This is a genomic window from Streptomyces sp. LZ34 (genome assembly GCF_053890475.1).
This window is the reverse complement of sequence record NZ_CM132680.1, coordinates 6,217,523-6,231,696: the sequence shown is the minus strand read 5'-3', so window position 1 is coordinate 6,231,696 and position 14,174 is coordinate 6,217,523. Positions and strand designations below refer to the sequence as shown.

Here is a 14,174-nt window from a genome sequence, read left to right as displayed (position 1 = left end):
AGACGCACAGACCGAGGGAGACGAGCATGACCACGCCGGTGATCGAACTGCGGGATGTGAGCCGCGGATACGACGGGGGGCCGCCCGCGCTGGACGACGTGTCGCTGACCGTGCGGGCCGGGGAGGCCGTCGCGATCCTCGGGCCGTCCGGCAGCGGCAAGTCCACGCTGCTCAACCTGATCGCGGGCCTGGACCGGCCGGACGCCGGAACCGTCACCGTCGACCGCGTGCGCGTGGACACCCTGGGGGAGGCGGCGTCGGCGCGTTTCCGGCGCGCCACGATCGGCATGGTCTTCCAGTTCTTCAACCTGCTCGACGACCTGACCGTCGAGGACAACGTCGCCCTGCCCGCGCGGATGGCGGGCCAGTCGCGCCGCGCCGCGCACCGGCGTGCGGCCGAACTGCTCCAGTCGCTCGGCGTCGACCGGCACGCCGGCGCCTACCCGGGGCGGCTGTCCGGCGGCGAGCGGCAGCGCGTCGCGGTGGCCCGGGCACTGGTCAACCGGCCCGCGCTGCTGCTGGCGGACGAGCCGACCGGCGCGCTGGACAGCGCCGCCGGCCAGGCCGTCCGCGATCTGCTCACCGAGCTCAACGCGGCCGGGCAGACGGTGGTCCTGGTGACCCATGACCTCGCGCTGGCGCAGTCCTGCACGACGCGTACGATCCGGCTCGTCGACGGCCGGATCGCCGCAGCAGGGCACACCGCCATGGACACCACGGCGGAGGCGGCCCGATGAGCGGCCTGGGCCGGGTGGTGCGCTCGGGCGTACGCCGCCGCCGGGTGCAGAACGCCGTGATCGGGCTGGCCACCATGATGGCGGTGACCGCCTCCGTCCTGTGCGCCTCGCTGCTCGTGGCCTCCAGCGCGCCGTTCGCCGACGCCTTCGCCAAGCAGCACGGCGCGCACCTGTCCGTGCAGTACGAGGCGGCCAAGGCCACGACCGCGCAGCTGGCCGCGACCGCGGACGCCCGCGGGGTCACCGCGGCGGCCGGGCCGTTCCCGACCGCGTCGGCCACCCCCAGCCTCGACGGCCAGGAGCTGATGCCGATGTCGGTCGTCGGCCGCGCCGATCCCGGCGGCGATCCGGTCGACCGCGTCACCCTGATCCAGGGCGCCTGGGCCACCCGGCCCGGCCAGATCGTGCTCTCCGCCGAAGCCGGAGTTCCCCCTTCGCCGCTGGGCCTGCGGCTCCGCTTCCCCGGCCTGCCCGGTGACCCGACGCTGACCGTGGTCGGCGTGGCCCGCTCGGTCAGCCGCACCGCCGACGCCTGGGTGGCGCCGTCCCAGATCGCCTCGCTGACCGCGCCCGGCGCGCGGCCCGGCTACCAGATGCTCTACCGGTTCGCGGCGGCGGACACCGGCGCCCGGATCGCCGCGGGGCGCGCGGCGGTGACGGCGGCGGTGCCCGCCGGGGCCCAGGCCGGCGCCCAGTCCTGGCTCACCGTCAAACGGGAAGCCGAGCAGGAGACCGCGCTGTTCGTGCCGTTCCTCGTCGCCTTCGGCGTGCTCGGCCTGATCATGGCGGTACTGGTCGTGGGCAATGTGGTGGCCGGCGCGGTCGGCGGTGGGCTGCGGCGGATCGGCGTCCTCAAGGCCCTCGGGTTCACCCCGGCCCAGGTCGTACGCGCCTACATGGCCCAGGCCCTGATCCCGGCCGCGTTCGGCACGGTGGTCGGCGTCGTCGCGGGCACCCTCCTGACCGGTCCCGTCCTGTCCCAGGCCGAAGAGGCCTACGGAACCGCGGCGTTGGCCATCACCCCGTGGGTTGTCGGCGGCGTGGCCGCCGGGGCGCTCGGTCTGGTGGCGGCGACCTCGTGGGCGAGCGCCGCGCGGGCCGGGCGGCTCCGGGCCGTCGACGCGCTCGCCGTCGGCCGCTCCGCGCGCCCGAGCCGCGGCCGGGCGGCGGTCCGGCTGACCGCACGGCTCCCGCTGTCCCGCCCGCTCGGCCTCGGCCTGGCCCGCCCCTTCGCCCGCCCCGCCCGCGCGGCCGCGATGGTCGCGGCCATCGCCTTCGGGGCCACCGCCGTCACCTTCGCCGTGGGCCTGGCCAGTTCGCTGAACCGGGTGCAGGACGCCAGGGACCACGACAACGCCGACGTCACCATCGACGCCATGCCGGCCCCCGACCCGAACGGCGGGCCCGGGCCAAACGGCGGGCCGCCCGGGCCGCACCGCAAGGGCCCGGGCGGCCCGCCGCGGATCACCGCCGACCCCGCCGCGATCACCGCGGCGATCAAGGCCCAGCCCGGGACACGTGTGTACTACGCCACCGCCACCACCCAGGTGACCATCGCCGGGCTGTCCGGCTCCTCCGACCTCCACACCTTCGCCGGGGACTCCTCCTGGGCCAACTACCAGAAGGTCTCCGGCAGGTGGTTCGACAAGCCCGGCGAGGCCGTCGTACCGACCCAGTTCCTCGCCGCCACCGGTACACGGCTCGGGGACACCGTCACCCTGAACCACCACGGCACGACGGTCCGGGTCCGGATCGTGGGAGAGGTCTTCGACCCGCGGAACCAGGGCATGAACGTCCTCACCGACGCCGCGACGACCGCCCCCGCGAGCACTCCCGCCGACAGCTACCGCATCACCCTCAAACCCGGCACGGACGCGACCGCTTACGTCACCGCCCTGAACTCCGCGCTCAGCGGGCTGGACGTCACCGCGCACGCCGGCCCCTCCGGCGGCGAGAGCGAGATGATCGTCGTCATCGACGCGCTGGCCGCCCTCCTCACCCTGATGCTCGTCGCCGTCGCCGGCACGGGCGTGCTCAACGCGGTCGTCCTCGACACCCGCGAACGCGTCCACGACCTTGGCGTCCACAAGGCGCTCGGCATGACCCCGCGGCAGACCGTCGCGATGGTCCTCGCCTCGGTCGTCGCGGTGGGGCTGGCGGGCGGCGCCCTCGGCGTCCCGGCGGGCCTGGCCCTGCACTCGGCGATCGTCCCCGCCATGGGCGACAGCGCCGGCCTTACCCTCCCCACCACGGCCATCGACGTCTACACCCCGCCCGAGCTGCTCCTGCTCGGCCTCGGCGGCCTGCTGATCGCCGTCACCGGGGCGCTGCTCCCGGCGGGTTGGGCCGCCCGGACCCGTACGGCCACGGCGCTGCGCACGGAGTAAGCGGAAGAGAACGGGGGCGGGCGCGGGGCGGGCGCGGAGCCGGCCCGGGTCCGCCCCCGCGCCCGCTGCGCGAAGAGCGCCTCCAGCGCCTGGCCGACGCTGTCGGCGGCGGCCTCGTCGTGGAGAACGACGAACAGGTGGTGGTCCGAGTGGCGCCCCGGCTAATCGCCTCTGGGCCGGCAGGCGGCGCAGTGCGGTCGGTGTGCTGCCCACGTGGTCACGCATGGTGCGGCACAGGTGTGCCTGGTCGGAGAAGCCCAGGTCCGCGGCGAGCACGCCGGTGGTGGGCTCCGTCGACGACGATGTCCGCCGCTGTCGGCTCAGAACAATACGACGCCGATCAGAATCGCGATGACGAAGGCCAGGAGACCGGCGATCAGGCTCACCACCCTCGGCCGGCGCCGGACGAGTTCGCGGGCGCCTCGCCGCTGTGCGGGGGCCTGTCGGCGCCCGCGGTCCGGGCGGGGGGCGGACTGCGCGGCGGGCGGCGGCAGGCGGTACGTGGCCACGGAGGGCGCCTCGGGCGCACCGGGCGGCGCGGCTGCCGGTGCGGCCGTCGGCCCGGTCGCGAAGACCTGGGCGTGCGGGGGCGGCCCCGGCATGGGGGCGGGGGCGGGCTGCGGCATGGGTTCCGGGCGGCCCTGCCAGGCGCCCGAGCCGAACCAGTCGGCCACGTGCTGCGCGGTGGGGCGGTCCTCGGGCTGCTTCGCGAGCATCCCGAGCAGGTAGTTCTCGAACGCGGGCGGCAGGCCGACGCCCCGCCGGCTGGGCGGCACCGGCGCCGCGTCGACGTGCTGGGCGAGCGTGGCGGCGGAGGTGTCGGCCTGGAACGGCGGGTTGCCGGTGAGCAGTTGGTAGAGCAGACAGCCCAGGGAGTACACGTCGGAGGCGGGGCTCGCGGGCTGCCCCAGGGCGCGCTCGGGGGCCAGGTAGAGGCTGGTGCCGATGATCTGCCCGGCCGTGGTGAGCGCGGTGGCGGGGTCGTCGACGAACCGGGCGATCCCGAAGTCACCGATCTTGACCGTGCCGTCGGCGTCGGACATCAGGTTGCCCGGCTTGATGTCCCGGTGGACGATCCCCGTGCGGTGCGCGGAGGCCAGCCCCGCGCCCGCCTGGGCGGCGATGACGGCCACCCGCTCCGCGCGGAGCGCGCCCTGGGCGGTCAGCTCCTGGGCCAGGCTCTGGCCTTCGACGAGCTCCATCACCAGATAGAAGCGGCCGTCACGCGCCCCGAAGTCGAACACCCCCACGATGTTGGGGTGGCTCAGCCGGGCCGCCGTCTGCGCCTCCAGCCGGAAGCGGGCCGCCGCCTGCGAGTCGGGGTCGTCCCCGAGCAGCAGCTTGACGGCCACGGTCCGTCTCAGCACTTCGTCGGTGGCCTGCCAGACCTCGCCCATCCCGCCGCGGCCTATGGACGTCTCCAACCGGTACCGATCCGCCACCAGCACGTGTGCACCAACCTCGATCCTGATCGATCCTGAGCAAACCGACGCCGACGGACGACTGCACCGTACGAGGAGATGGGTGGTGGGGGGACCGCGACGGAATCAGGGTACCGACCGCGGCTGCTGAGGTGAGGTCTTCGCCGTCCGGGGCGGACCGGCAAGGCACCGGAGGCGGGTGTGATGTACATCACCCAGGCTGGGTGCCATCCGAAGCCGCTGATCAATGGCGGCTGAAGTGGCGCGGCCCGCGCGCTCCGCTGCGCTGCGTGTTGGGTGCGCGTTGGCTCCGCTGCGCTTCGCTGTGCCTCCGCGTCGTCTCGCGGCATTCGGGTCACGCGGGTGCGGCTTTCGTCTCGGACCCTCCGGGTCCAAAGCGCCGGCAGGAGGAGGGAAGGGGGCGGCCGGCCCGGTGTCCCGATTCCCTGGCCCGGCGGGCGGCTGAGCTCAAGACGCTCCGCTGCGCTCTGCCGCAGCTGCTGCCGCGCGGTGGCAAGTCGGTCAGTCGGCTCTCCCCCCACCCCCTCTTAGAAAAACGATTGATGCAGTACTTGATGCAGAGCAAGCACTTTTTTAAGAGGGGGTGGGGGGAGGCCCCGAACCGGACCGGCTTCTACCGCTCCGGGTGACCATCCGCCGTTCCGCCGTTCCGCCGTTCGTGGCGCTCCTCACGCCCTCGGTCCAGCGCACCGCTGTACTGACCGGCCCGCCCCCGCGCGGCAGCAGCCGCAGCGGAGCCGGTCTTGAGCTCAGCCACCCGCCGGGCCAAGGAATCGGGACACCGGGTCGGCCGTCCCCTCAAACCTCAGTAGCCTGCCGGTATGCGAGCGGTGGGCGGAGTGGACAGAACGGACTTGACGGGGCGGGCGCGGCTGCGGGAGGCGGCGCTCGAGCTGTTCGCCGAGCGGGGGTTCGAGGCCACGTCCACGCGGGCGGTGGCGGCCGCCGCCGGGCTCTCCCCGGCCCTGGTGACCCGCCACTTCGGCTCCAAGCAGGGGCTGCGGGCGGCGGTGGACGACTATGTACTCGGGCGGATCGGCGAGGCGTTGGGCGGCCTTGACGCGGAGGGCGCGGACGGCGGTGCGCTGATGGCCTCGCTGGGTGAGGTCTCGGCGCGGCTGTTCGGGGCCGATCCGGTACTGCGCGGCTATCTGCGGCAGGCGCTGCTGGAGGACAGCGAGGCGAGCGCGGCGCTGTTTGGGCGGCTGCTGAGCGGGGCGCGCGGGGAGCTGGAGCGGCTGCGGAAGGCGTCCCTCGAGGCCACGGCCCTTCGGGCGGACGAGGAGTGGGCGCCGTTCCAGCTGCTGTGCCTGATCCTCGGGCCGCTGCTGCTGGAGCGGGTCATGCAACCGAACCTGAACGAGCCGATGTTCGCCCCCGAGGTGCTGGCCCGCCGCAGCGCCGCCAATCAAGGGCTGCTGCTCCACGGCCTGTTCGGCCCCGACGGTACGTAGGGCCCGCCCGAGGGTGGATACGGGGGGCAGCCCTACCGCGCAAGTGTTCGCCTGTACACCATCCTCAACGCATGAACACCAAGCCTTCCGCTCCACCCCGGCTCGCCTGGCTGGACAACCTCCGTATCGCCGTGACCGTCCTCGTCGTGGTCCATCACGCCGCCCAGGCGTACGGCCCCGCCGACTGGTGGTACGTCGAGGGCCGGCCGCGCTCCGGCGCGCTGGCCACGCTGTCCGCACTGGACGGCACATTCGCGATGAGCCTGTTCTTCTTCGTCTCGGCCTACTTCGTGCCCGCCTCGTACGAACGCCACAGCGCCCGCGCGTTCCTGACGTCCCGGCTGCGGCGGCTCGGCATCCCGCTGGTCGTCGGGGCGCTGACGATTGTGCCGGGGCTGATGTACGCGCACTACGTCCACTACCGCGGCTACGCCCCGATCTCCTACCCCCGCTACTTCACCGACGTCTATCTGGGGCTCGGGGAGAAGCCGGCCGACTGGAGCGGGCCGTCCTGGCCGGATCTGCAGTTCGCGCACCTGTGGTTCATCCAGAACCTGCTGGCCTACAGCGCCCTGTATCTGGTGTGCCGACAGGCGGCCCGGCTGCTGCGGCGGCGTACGGACCGCGGCGCCGCGCGCCGGGAGGGCGGCCGGGTGCCGGGGCACGGCGCGCTCGCGCTGCTGACCGTGGTGCTCGCGGCGGCCACCTACGCCGTACGGCTGCGCTACCCCCTGGACACCCGGGTGCCCTTTCTGGACTTCCTACAGGTGGAGCCCGCCCGGCTGCCGCTCCAGGGGGCTTCTTCCTGTTCGGTGTGGTGGCCCACCGCTACGGCTGGTTGGAGCGCTTTCCCGCCCGGACCGGCCGGATCTGGCTGGCGGGCGGACTCGCCGGGGCGGCCCTGCTGTTCGCCGTCGGCCCGGACGCCGACTGCTTCGCCCCGGGAGGCTCAGGATGGCGGTCCGCGCTGTGGTCGCTGTGCGAGAGCGCCCTGTGCGTGGCGCTGTGCGTCGGGCTGCTCACCCTCTTCCGCGAGCGCTGCGCGGGCTCGGGGCGGCTCCGCCGTGAGCTGGCGGCCGGTTCGTACGCCGTCTACATCATCCATGTGCCGATCGTCGTGGCCGTGCAGTTCGCCCTGGGGAGCGACGGCCTTCCGGCGCTCGGCGCCTGGGCCCTAACGGCGGTCCTGGCGCTGGGTGCGGCGTTCCCGGCCGCGGCGGGGCTGCGCCGGCTGCCCGGGTTCCGCTCGGTGCTGTGAGGCCGCTGCCGGGGGCGGCCGGGACGGGGTCAGCGCTGGCCGGTGCCGCTGCCGGGGCCGGGCTCCGTCCGGGACCGGATGACATCGCCGGGCTCGGCCCGGATCACGCGGTGTCCGGACCCGTCCTCGGAGACGGCGGGCTGGTCGTCGGGGTTCATCGCCTTGGCCTCGCTCTTGAGGATGCGGGCCGACTTGCCCATGGAGCGGACCAGGTCCGGGAGTTTCTTGGCCCCGATGACGACGATGACGACGATGAGGAGGAGCGACAGCTCACTTATCCCGAGCATCGGTACCTGCTTTCTTCGCGGGGTGGTGGGGTGGGGGCGAAGCCAGGGCCGGCGGGACCCCGTGTGAAGGCGGGACGTCAGACGCCGACCCCGTAGTCGGAGGCGATGCCCGACAGGCCGGAGGCGTAACCCTGGCCGACTGCGCGCGCGGAACTTCCGCCGCCTTTGGGCAGGGAAACTCCCACGATCTCCTCCTGTGTTTCGATGGGCCGCTGTTTCGGTTGGCCGCGAATCCGGCCCGGACTTAAAATCTACAGCACTGTAGAAGAGTTGTGGGGGCTGTGTGCGATCGCCGAGGATGTACGGTCCTCTGGCGGCCGGTCGCGAGCGGCGCGTCGTGGCGCGGCGCGGCGTAGCGGAGGGAGACGGAATGTGAGGCACGACCCCTTGGACCCGGAGAAGGACGGCCCCAGCCCGCGTTCTCGCCGACGCGGGCAGGGCGAGCTGGAGGCGCAGGTCCTGGAGGTGCTGTGCCGGGCGGGCGGCCCGGTCACGGCGGCCTGGGTGCAGGAGCGGCTCGAGGGCGACCTGGCGTACACGACGGTGATGACGATCCTGTCCCGGCTGCACACCAAACAGGCCGTGGCGCGGGAGCGGGTGGGCCGGTCGTTCGTCTGGCGGGCCGAGGCGGACGAGGCGGGCCTCGCCGCGCTGCGGATGCGCCGGGTGCTGGACGGGCAGGACGACCGGGGGGCCGTGCTGGCGAGCTTTGTGACAGGGTTGTCGGCGGACGATGAGCGGCTGCTGCGGGGCCTGCTGAGCGAGGCCGCGGAGGAGCCGGAGGACTGACCCATGGGCATGTTCGTCTTCCTCCCGCTGGTGTTGCCGCTGACGGCGCTGCCGATCGCGCGCCTGGCCGAGCAGCATCTGCATCCGCGCGCCGCCACCCGCCTGCTGTCGCTGGTCGGGGGCGTGCTCGCGCTGTGCTCGACGCTGTGCCTGGTGCTGCTGGTCGTCGTCGGCACGGCCCAACTGCCGGGCAATCCGCTCCCGGACGGCTGGTCCGACCCCGAGGTGCGGGCGGCGGTGCCGTACGACGAGGTGGCCGGGAAGGCCGCGATCGGCGCGCTGGCCGTGGTGGCCGCCGGCTGTACGGCCACCCTGGTGCGGCATGTGACGGTGCGGCGGCGGGCCCAGGCGGCGCTGGTCGGCATGCCGGAGTCGCCGGTCGCGGTGCTGCCCGACGGCAAGGCGTATGCGTACGCCCTGCCCGGCGGGCCCGGCGCGTGCCGCGCGCGGGGGCGGATCGTCGTCTCCACCGCGATGCTGGAGTGTCTGAACGCGGGTGAACGGCAGGCGCTGATCGCGCATGAGCGGGCTCATCTGGCCGGACGGCATCATCGCTACCTTCTGGTGGCCCAGTTGGCGGCGCGGGCGAACCCCCTGCTGCACGCGCTGCGGGGCGCGGTGGCCTACTGCGCGGAGCGGTGGGCGGACGAGGAGGCGGCCGGGGCGGTGGGGGACCGCAGGGTGGTGGCGCGGGCGGTCGGCAAGGCGGCGCTGGTCTCGCGGGGCACGCCCGTGCCGACGCTGGCGGGGTTCGCCGCTCCGGGGCCCGTGCCGCGGCGGGTGGCCGCGCTGCTGGGCCCGGTGCCGCCCGCGTGCCGGTGGCCGCCCGCGGCCACGGCGGCGGGTCTTGCCGCCTGGATCGCGGCCGCCGGCACCGCCGCGTCCGCGCTGTCCTCGGCGAACGCGACGGTGGCGCTGTTTCTCGTCCTGCACGCGGCCACCCCGCTGTGACCGACGGGCCGCTCCTGCGGGTTTTTTACAGGTCGAACTCGGCCGGCGGCAGCTCCAGGGCGAAGCAGGCCTCGCGGACGAGGGCCTGCTCGGTCTTGTCGAAGTTGCCGTCGGCGCCGCCGATGATGATGCCGATCTGGATGACGGCCCGCGCCTCGGCGGGCTTCTTCTTCGCCTTGGCGACCTCCTGCAACAGGCTGACCTTGCCGAAGGCGAAGTCGGCGGTGATCTTGTTGAGGTAGTCGTTGAAGCGGCGCTGCAGGTCGTCCGAGGGGAAGTTCTGCAGCACCTCGTTGGTGGCGATGAGCTGGGCGACGCGCTGCCGCTCGGACGGGTCGACGCTGCCGTCGGCCGCCGCGACCAGGGCGCACATCGCCATGCTCGCGTCGCGGAACGCACCGCTCTTCAGGTCGTTCTTCTTCGCGACGAGCTGGGTCTGCATCGTCTGGGCGGAATCCTTGATGCGATCCCACAGGGCCATGAGAACTCCGTATGTGTGTTGTTTCTACAGTGGTGTAAAAACTAGCAGGGTGCGGTCGAGGTGAGTCTGCGTGATGGCCACCGTAGTCCCGGACAGGAATGCTTTACCATCTCTTTACGTTGAATGAGCGATGAACCCGAGCAAAGAAAAGGAGCGGCGGACCCGCCATGGGTGAACCTCCCAGTACCGGCCGTGCCATCCCCCGTCGGCAGTCGAGCGGTGAGTGGGGGGTGGCGCGGTGACCGAGGTCCTGCTGCTCCTGCTGGCGCTGCTCCTCACCCTGACCTGCGCGGTCTTCGTGGCCGCCGAGTTCTCGCTGACCACGGTCGGGCGCGGTGAGCTCGAGCGTGCGGTCGAGGCGGGCGAGCGCGGTGCCGAGGGCGCGCTGGCGGCTGTCCGCCGGCTGACCTTCCAGCTGTCCGGCGCCCAGCTGGGCATCACCGTCACCTCCCTGGTGATCGGCATGCTCGCCGAGCCGTCCCTGGCCGTGCTGCTGCACGGCCCGCTGCGCGCCGTCGGCCTGGGCGGGGCCGCCTCGTCGGTGGCCACCGTGCTGGGCGTGGCCCTGTCCACCGTGGTGCTGATGGTGGTCGGCGAGCTGGTCCCCAAGAACTGGGCCATCTCCCGCCCGCTGGCCGTGGCCAAGGTCGTGGCGGGCCCGCAGCGCGGCTTCACCGCCGCCTTCTCCCCGTTCATCCGCCACCTCAACAACACCGCCAACCGCTTCGTACGCCGCCTCGGCCTGGAGCCCGCCGAGGAACTGGCCGGCGCCCGTACCCCCGAGGAGCTGGTGGCCCTGGCCCGCCACTCCGCCGCACAGGGGGCCATCGAGCCGGACTCGGCCGAGCTGTTCGTCCGCACGCTCCACCTGGGCGAGCTGACCGCCGAGAACGTGATGACCCCGCGCGTGGACGTCCAGGCCCTGGAGGCCCACGCCACCGCCGTCGACGCGGCCAACCTCACCTTCGCCACCGGCCTGTCCCGCTTCCCCGTCTACCGCGACAGCCTGGACGAGGTCATCGGCACCGTCCACATCCGCGACGTCCTCGCCCTGGACGCCGCCAAGCGCGCCGCCACCCCCGTCACCGACCTGATCACACCGCCACTGCTGGTGCCCGACACCCTGCCCGTCGGCACCCTGTTGCAGCGCCTGCGCGCCGAGCGCGTCATGGCCGTGGTCATCGATGAGTACGGCGGCACCGCCGGAGTCGCCACCGTCGAGGACGTCGTCGAGGAGGTCATCGGCGAGGTCCGCGACGAACACGACCCCCTGGACCCCCCCGACCTGCTGCCCGCGCCCGCCACCGACGACGGCCGCGCCGTCTGGGAGGCCGACGGCGGCGTCCGCCTCGACGAGCTCGCCGGCATCGGCCTCGCCGCGCCCGACGGCCCGTACGAGACCCTGGCCGGGCTGCTCGCCACCCGCCTGGGGCGCATCCCCGACGAGGGCGACACCGTCCATCTCGACGGCTGGGACCTGACCGTCCTCGACGTCGACCACCACCGCGCCGACCGCGTGACCATCACCGCCCCGGCGCGGCCCGCCACCGAGAAGGCCGAGAAGGCCGCGAAGGCCGAGAAGGCCGAGAAGGAGGAGGCCCGATGACCGTCCTTCAGCTGGCCATCGGCGCCCTCACCCTGCTCACCAACGCCTTCTTCGTCGGCGCCGAGTTCGCCCTGATCTCGGTGCGCCGCAGCCAGATCGAACCCGCCGCCCAGGCCGGCGGGCGGCGGGCCCGCACCGTGCTGTGGGCGCTGGAGCACCTGTCCGCCCTGCTGGCCACCGCTCAGCTGGGCATCACCATCTCCTCGCTGGTCCTGGGCGCGGTCGCCGAACCGGCCATCGCGCATCTGCTGGAGCCCGGCTTCGACGCGGTGCACGTCCCGCAGGCCCTGGTGCACCCGATCGCCTTCGTCCTGGCCCTCACCGTGGCCACGTATCTGCACATGCTCATCGGCGAGATGGTCCCCAAGAACATCGCCCTCGCCGCCCCCGAGCGCACCGCGCTGCTGCTCGGCCCGCCCCTGGTGGCCGTCACCCGCGCGCTGCGCCCCGTCGTCTTCGGCATCAACGCCTTCGCTAACACGCTTCTGCGGCTGCTGAAGGTCGAGCCCAAGGACGAGGTCGAGTCGGTCTTCACCGACGACGAGCTCATCCGGCTGGTCCGGGACTCCAGCGCCGCGGGGCTGCTGGACCCCTCCGGCAGCGAGCGGCTGCGCGACGCCCTGGAGCTGGGCACCCGGCGGGTCGGCGACATCCTGGTGCCGCTCGACGAGATGGTCACCGTCGGCCCCGAGGTCACCCCCGACCAGATGGAGCGCGCCGCGGCCGCCTCCGGCTACTCCCGGCTGCCGGTGATCGGCCCGGCCGGGGCGGTGCTCGGCTATCTGCACATCAAGGACACCCTCGGGGCGGCCGACCGGGACAAGCCCTTCCCGCGCACCGCCCTGCACACCGTCACCCGCGTACCCGCCGGCACCCCGCTGGACGACACCCTCACCGCGATGCGCGGCGCGGGCACCCATCTGGCGGCGGTGACCGGTGACGACGGCGGCGCGGTGCTCGGCTTCGTCACCATGACGGATGTCCTGGACGAGCTCGTAGGCGTCTAAGTATGTGGACGCTGTCTTGCATATGAGACAGCGAGTCTGGAGGATGAGCCGACAGCGGACACAGATATGGGTACAGACACGGGCAGGAGTGGGGAACGGGAGATGGGAGTGGGGTCCTCGGCACTGCTGGTGTCGGCCGGCGTGGCCTCGGGGCTCGCCGGCTCGATCGCCGGTCTGGCCTCGCTGTTCAGCTATCCGGCGCTGCTCGCGGCCGGTCTGCCGCCCGTGGCCGCCAATGTGACCAACACGGTGGCGCTGTTCTCCAACACCGTGGGCACCGCGGCCGGATCCCGGACCGAACTGCGCGGCCAGCGCGCCCGCCTGCTGCGGCTGGGCGTCCTCGCCGCGCTCGGCGGCGCGGTCGGGGCCGCGCTGCTGCTCGGCACCCCGTCATCGGCCTTCGAAGCGGTCGTGCCGTGGCTCATCGCGCTCGGCTCGGTGCTGATCCTGGTCCGTGACCCGCTGCGCCGCCTGGTCACCTCCCGGGCGCGAGGTGACCGGTCGGCGGCTTCCGCGGCCCGCCCCACGCTCCCCATGGCCTGCGCGGTCCTGCTGGTCGGCCTGTACGGCGGATACTTCGGCGCGGCCTCCGGCGTGCTGATGCTGGCCGTGCTCTCGCTCTCCGCCGCCGCCGGCGAACCGCTTCCGGTCACCAACGCCGTCAAGAACATGGCCACCGGTGCGGCGAACGTGACCGCCGCGGTCGCCTACGCCTTCGTCGCGCCGGTGCACTGGGGCGCCGCCGTGGCGCTCGGCGCCGGCGCCCTCGTCGGCAGCTGGGTGGGGCCCGTGATCGTACGGCGGCTGCCCGAGACCCCCCTGCGGATCGCCATCGCCCTGGCCGGTCTCGGTCTCGCCGTCAGCCTGTGGTACCAGGGCAGGTGACCTGCCCCACCCGCCCTGCGCGGCTCAGCCGGGCACGTCCATGCGCTGGGTGCCGACCACCGACAGCAGCCGCAGCGCCTCCTCGGCCGGCGTGCCGGGCGTGGCGGTATAGATGACGACCTGCTGGTCCCGGTCGGCGATGTCCAGTACATCGCAGTTGACGGTGACCGGGCCCACGAGCGGGTGGTGGAAGGTCTTGCACAGGGTGGGCTCGGGGCACACGTTGTGGGAGTCCCACAGCTGGGCGAACTCCTCGCTCCCGTCGCGCAGCTCCCGCACCAGCTCGGCCACCTCCGGGTCCTCGGGGTAGCGGGCCGCGACGGCGCGCAGGCGCCGGGCCGAGGTCCGGGCGAACTCGTCGGTGTCGGTGTCCGACAGGCCGTACAGCCGCCGCCCGTCCGGGTGCGGCCCGAGGAAGGCCCGCCGGATCAGATGGCGGTCGCGGCGCGGAATGGCGGAGAAGTCCTCCATGAGGGCGGCGGCCAGCGCGTTCCACGCGATGACCTCGTACGTCGCGGACATCACGATCGCCGCGGCCTGCGGCAGCCGGTCCAGCAGATCGACGATGGACTGCCGTACCTCGCGCGAGGGCCCGGGCGGCGGGCCCGGGGGAGCGCCCGCGAGGTAGTGGAGGTGGTCGCGCTCGGCGTCCACGAGACGCAGGGCGCGCGCGAGTCCGGCCAGTACCTCGCGGGACGGGCGTGGGGCGCGGGCCTGTTCCAGCCGGGTGTAGTACTCGGTGGAGATGAACGCCAGCTGCGCCACCTCCTCGCGGCGCAGCCCCGGGGTACGGCGCCGGGGCCCGGCGGGCAGTCCCACGTCGGCGGGGGTGATCCGCTCGCGCCTGCTGCGCAGGAAGTCCGCCAGTTCTCGTCTGTCCACGCCCCCAG

General features: G+C 73.6%; 13 protein-coding genes and 1 pseudogene. 10 read left to right on the top strand and 4 right to left on the bottom strand.

The window, feature by feature from the left end:
* Nucleotides 1-26 precede the first annotated feature (26 nt).
* Nucleotides 27-737 carry an ABC transporter ATP-binding protein gene (locus tag ACWY4P_RS25260; RefSeq protein ID WP_456202595.1) on the top strand — a complete coding sequence of 237 codons (711 nt, stop codon included), beginning with the start codon at nucleotides 27-29 and terminating at the stop codon, nucleotides 735-737.
* Nucleotides 734-3,124, top strand: a complete 2,391-nt coding sequence (locus ACWY4P_RS25255) for an FtsX-like permease family protein (protein ID WP_456202594.1) — start codon at nucleotides 734-736, stop codon at nucleotides 3,122-3,124. Before ACWY4P_RS25260 ends, ACWY4P_RS25255 begins: the two co-directional genes overlap by 4 nt.
* 320 nt (nucleotides 3,125-3,444) lie before the next feature.
* Here ACWY4P_RS25255 and ACWY4P_RS25250 read toward each other — a convergent pair whose 3' ends face one another.
* Entirely contained in the window at nucleotides 3,445-4,521 is a 1,077-nt protein-coding gene (locus tag ACWY4P_RS25250) for a serine/threonine-protein kinase (RefSeq protein ID WP_456213049.1), read from the bottom strand.
* A gap of 884 nt (nucleotides 4,522-5,405) precedes the next feature.
* Between ACWY4P_RS25250 and ACWY4P_RS25245 the strand changes: the two genes are divergently transcribed.
* From ACWY4P_RS25245 to ACWY4P_RS25235, 3 genes and pseudogenes are all read left to right on the top strand, one after another.
* Entirely contained in the window at nucleotides 5,406-6,020 is a 615-nt protein-coding gene (locus ACWY4P_RS25245) for a TetR/AcrR family transcriptional regulator (RefSeq protein ID WP_456202593.1), read from the top strand.
* Between the two features lie 71 nt (nucleotides 6,021-6,091).
* Nucleotides 6,092-6,574, top strand: a pseudogene (locus ACWY4P_RS25240) (acyltransferase family protein); the annotation flags it as partial.
* Nucleotides 6,559-7,278, top strand: a complete 720-nt coding sequence (locus ACWY4P_RS25235; protein WP_456213048.1) for an acyltransferase family protein — start codon at nucleotides 6,559-6,561, stop codon at nucleotides 7,276-7,278. The pseudogene ACWY4P_RS25240 and the gene ACWY4P_RS25235, both read left to right, overlap by 16 nt.
* A gap of 29 nt (nucleotides 7,279-7,307) precedes the next feature.
* Here ACWY4P_RS25235 and ACWY4P_RS25230 read toward each other — a convergent pair whose 3' ends face one another.
* The gene (locus tag ACWY4P_RS25230) at nucleotides 7,308-7,565 is read right to left on the bottom strand and encodes a twin-arginine translocase TatA/TatE family subunit (RefSeq protein ID WP_456202592.1); all 258 of its coding nucleotides are present in this window, start codon (nucleotides 7,563-7,565) and stop codon (nucleotides 7,308-7,310) included.
* A gap of 372 nt (nucleotides 7,566-7,937) precedes the next feature.
* Between ACWY4P_RS25230 and ACWY4P_RS25225 the strand changes: the two genes are divergently transcribed.
* Both ACWY4P_RS25225 and ACWY4P_RS25220 read left to right on the top strand, forming a co-directional pair.
* Nucleotides 7,938-8,354 (top strand): BlaI/MecI/CopY family transcriptional regulator, encoded by a 417-nt coding sequence (locus ACWY4P_RS25225; protein WP_456202591.1) that lies wholly within the window; start codon nucleotides 7,938-7,940, stop codon nucleotides 8,352-8,354.
* A gap of 3 nt (nucleotides 8,355-8,357) precedes the next feature.
* Nucleotides 8,358-9,305 carry a M56 family metallopeptidase gene (locus ACWY4P_RS25220; RefSeq protein WP_456202590.1) on the top strand — a complete coding sequence of 316 codons (948 nt, stop codon included), beginning with the start codon at nucleotides 8,358-8,360 and terminating at the stop codon, nucleotides 9,303-9,305.
* A gap of 25 nt (nucleotides 9,306-9,330) precedes the next feature.
* On the opposite strand, the gene ACWY4P_RS25215 is transcribed toward ACWY4P_RS25220, so the two are convergent.
* On the bottom strand, nucleotides 9,331-9,786 hold the full coding sequence (locus ACWY4P_RS25215) for a tellurite resistance TerB family protein (RefSeq protein ID WP_456202589.1): 456 nt from the start codon (nucleotides 9,784-9,786) through the stop codon (nucleotides 9,331-9,333).
* Nucleotides 9,787-10,024: 238 nt separating this feature from the next.
* Between ACWY4P_RS25215 and ACWY4P_RS25210 the strand changes: the two genes are divergently transcribed.
* The 3 genes from ACWY4P_RS25210 to ACWY4P_RS25200 all read left to right on the top strand — a co-directional run bounded on the left by ACWY4P_RS25210 (nucleotide 10,025) and on the right by ACWY4P_RS25200 (nucleotide 13,284).
* Nucleotides 10,025-11,392 carry a hemolysin family protein gene (locus ACWY4P_RS25210; RefSeq protein ID WP_456202588.1) on the top strand — a complete coding sequence of 456 codons (1,368 nt, stop codon included), beginning with the start codon at nucleotides 10,025-10,027 and terminating at the stop codon, nucleotides 11,390-11,392.
* Nucleotides 11,389-12,399 (top strand): hemolysin family protein, encoded by a 1,011-nt coding sequence (locus ACWY4P_RS25205; protein WP_456202587.1) that lies wholly within the window; start codon nucleotides 11,389-11,391, stop codon nucleotides 12,397-12,399. The genes ACWY4P_RS25210 and ACWY4P_RS25205 overlap by 4 nt, the downstream gene beginning before the upstream one ends.
* A 102-nt stretch (nucleotides 12,400-12,501) precedes the next feature.
* Complete coding sequence (locus tag ACWY4P_RS25200; RefSeq protein WP_456202586.1) at nucleotides 12,502-13,284, top strand: sulfite exporter TauE/SafE family protein; 783 nt, start codon at nucleotides 12,502-12,504, stop codon at nucleotides 13,282-13,284.
* Between the two features lie 24 nt (nucleotides 13,285-13,308).
* Here ACWY4P_RS25200 and ACWY4P_RS25195 read toward each other — a convergent pair whose 3' ends face one another.
* Nucleotides 13,309-14,166: a helix-turn-helix transcriptional regulator gene (locus ACWY4P_RS25195; RefSeq protein WP_456202584.1), complete on the bottom strand. Its 858-nt coding sequence runs from the start codon at nucleotides 14,164-14,166 to the stop codon at nucleotides 13,309-13,311.
* Nucleotides 14,167-14,174 lie beyond the last annotated feature (8 nt).

Coding starts and splice junctions, on each gene's coding strand:
- ACWY4P_RS25260 (WP_456202595.1), top strand. CDS start 27: ATGACCACGCCGGTGATCGAACTGCGGGATGTGAGCCGCGGATACGAC.
- ACWY4P_RS25255 (WP_456202594.1), top strand. CDS start 734: ATGAGCGGCCTGGGCCGGGTGGTGCGCTCGGGCGTACGCCGCCGCCGG.
- ACWY4P_RS25250 (WP_456213049.1), bottom strand. CDS start 4,521: ATGGGCGAGGTCTGGCAGGCCACCGACGAAGTGCTGAGACGGACCGTG.
- ACWY4P_RS25230 (WP_456202592.1), bottom strand. CDS start 7,565: ATGCTCGGGATAAGTGAGCTGTCGCTCCTCCTCATCGTCGTCATCGTC.
- ACWY4P_RS25220 (WP_456202590.1), top strand. CDS start 8,358: ATGGGCATGTTCGTCTTCCTCCCGCTGGTGTTGCCGCTGACGGCGCTG.
- ACWY4P_RS25215 (WP_456202589.1), bottom strand. CDS start 9,786: ATGGCCCTGTGGGATCGCATCAAGGATTCCGCCCAGACGATGCAGACC.
- ACWY4P_RS25205 (WP_456202587.1), top strand. CDS start 11,389: ATGACCGTCCTTCAGCTGGCCATCGGCGCCCTCACCCTGCTCACCAAC.
- ACWY4P_RS25200 (WP_456202586.1), top strand. CDS start 12,502: ATGGGAGTGGGGTCCTCGGCACTGCTGGTGTCGGCCGGCGTGGCCTCG.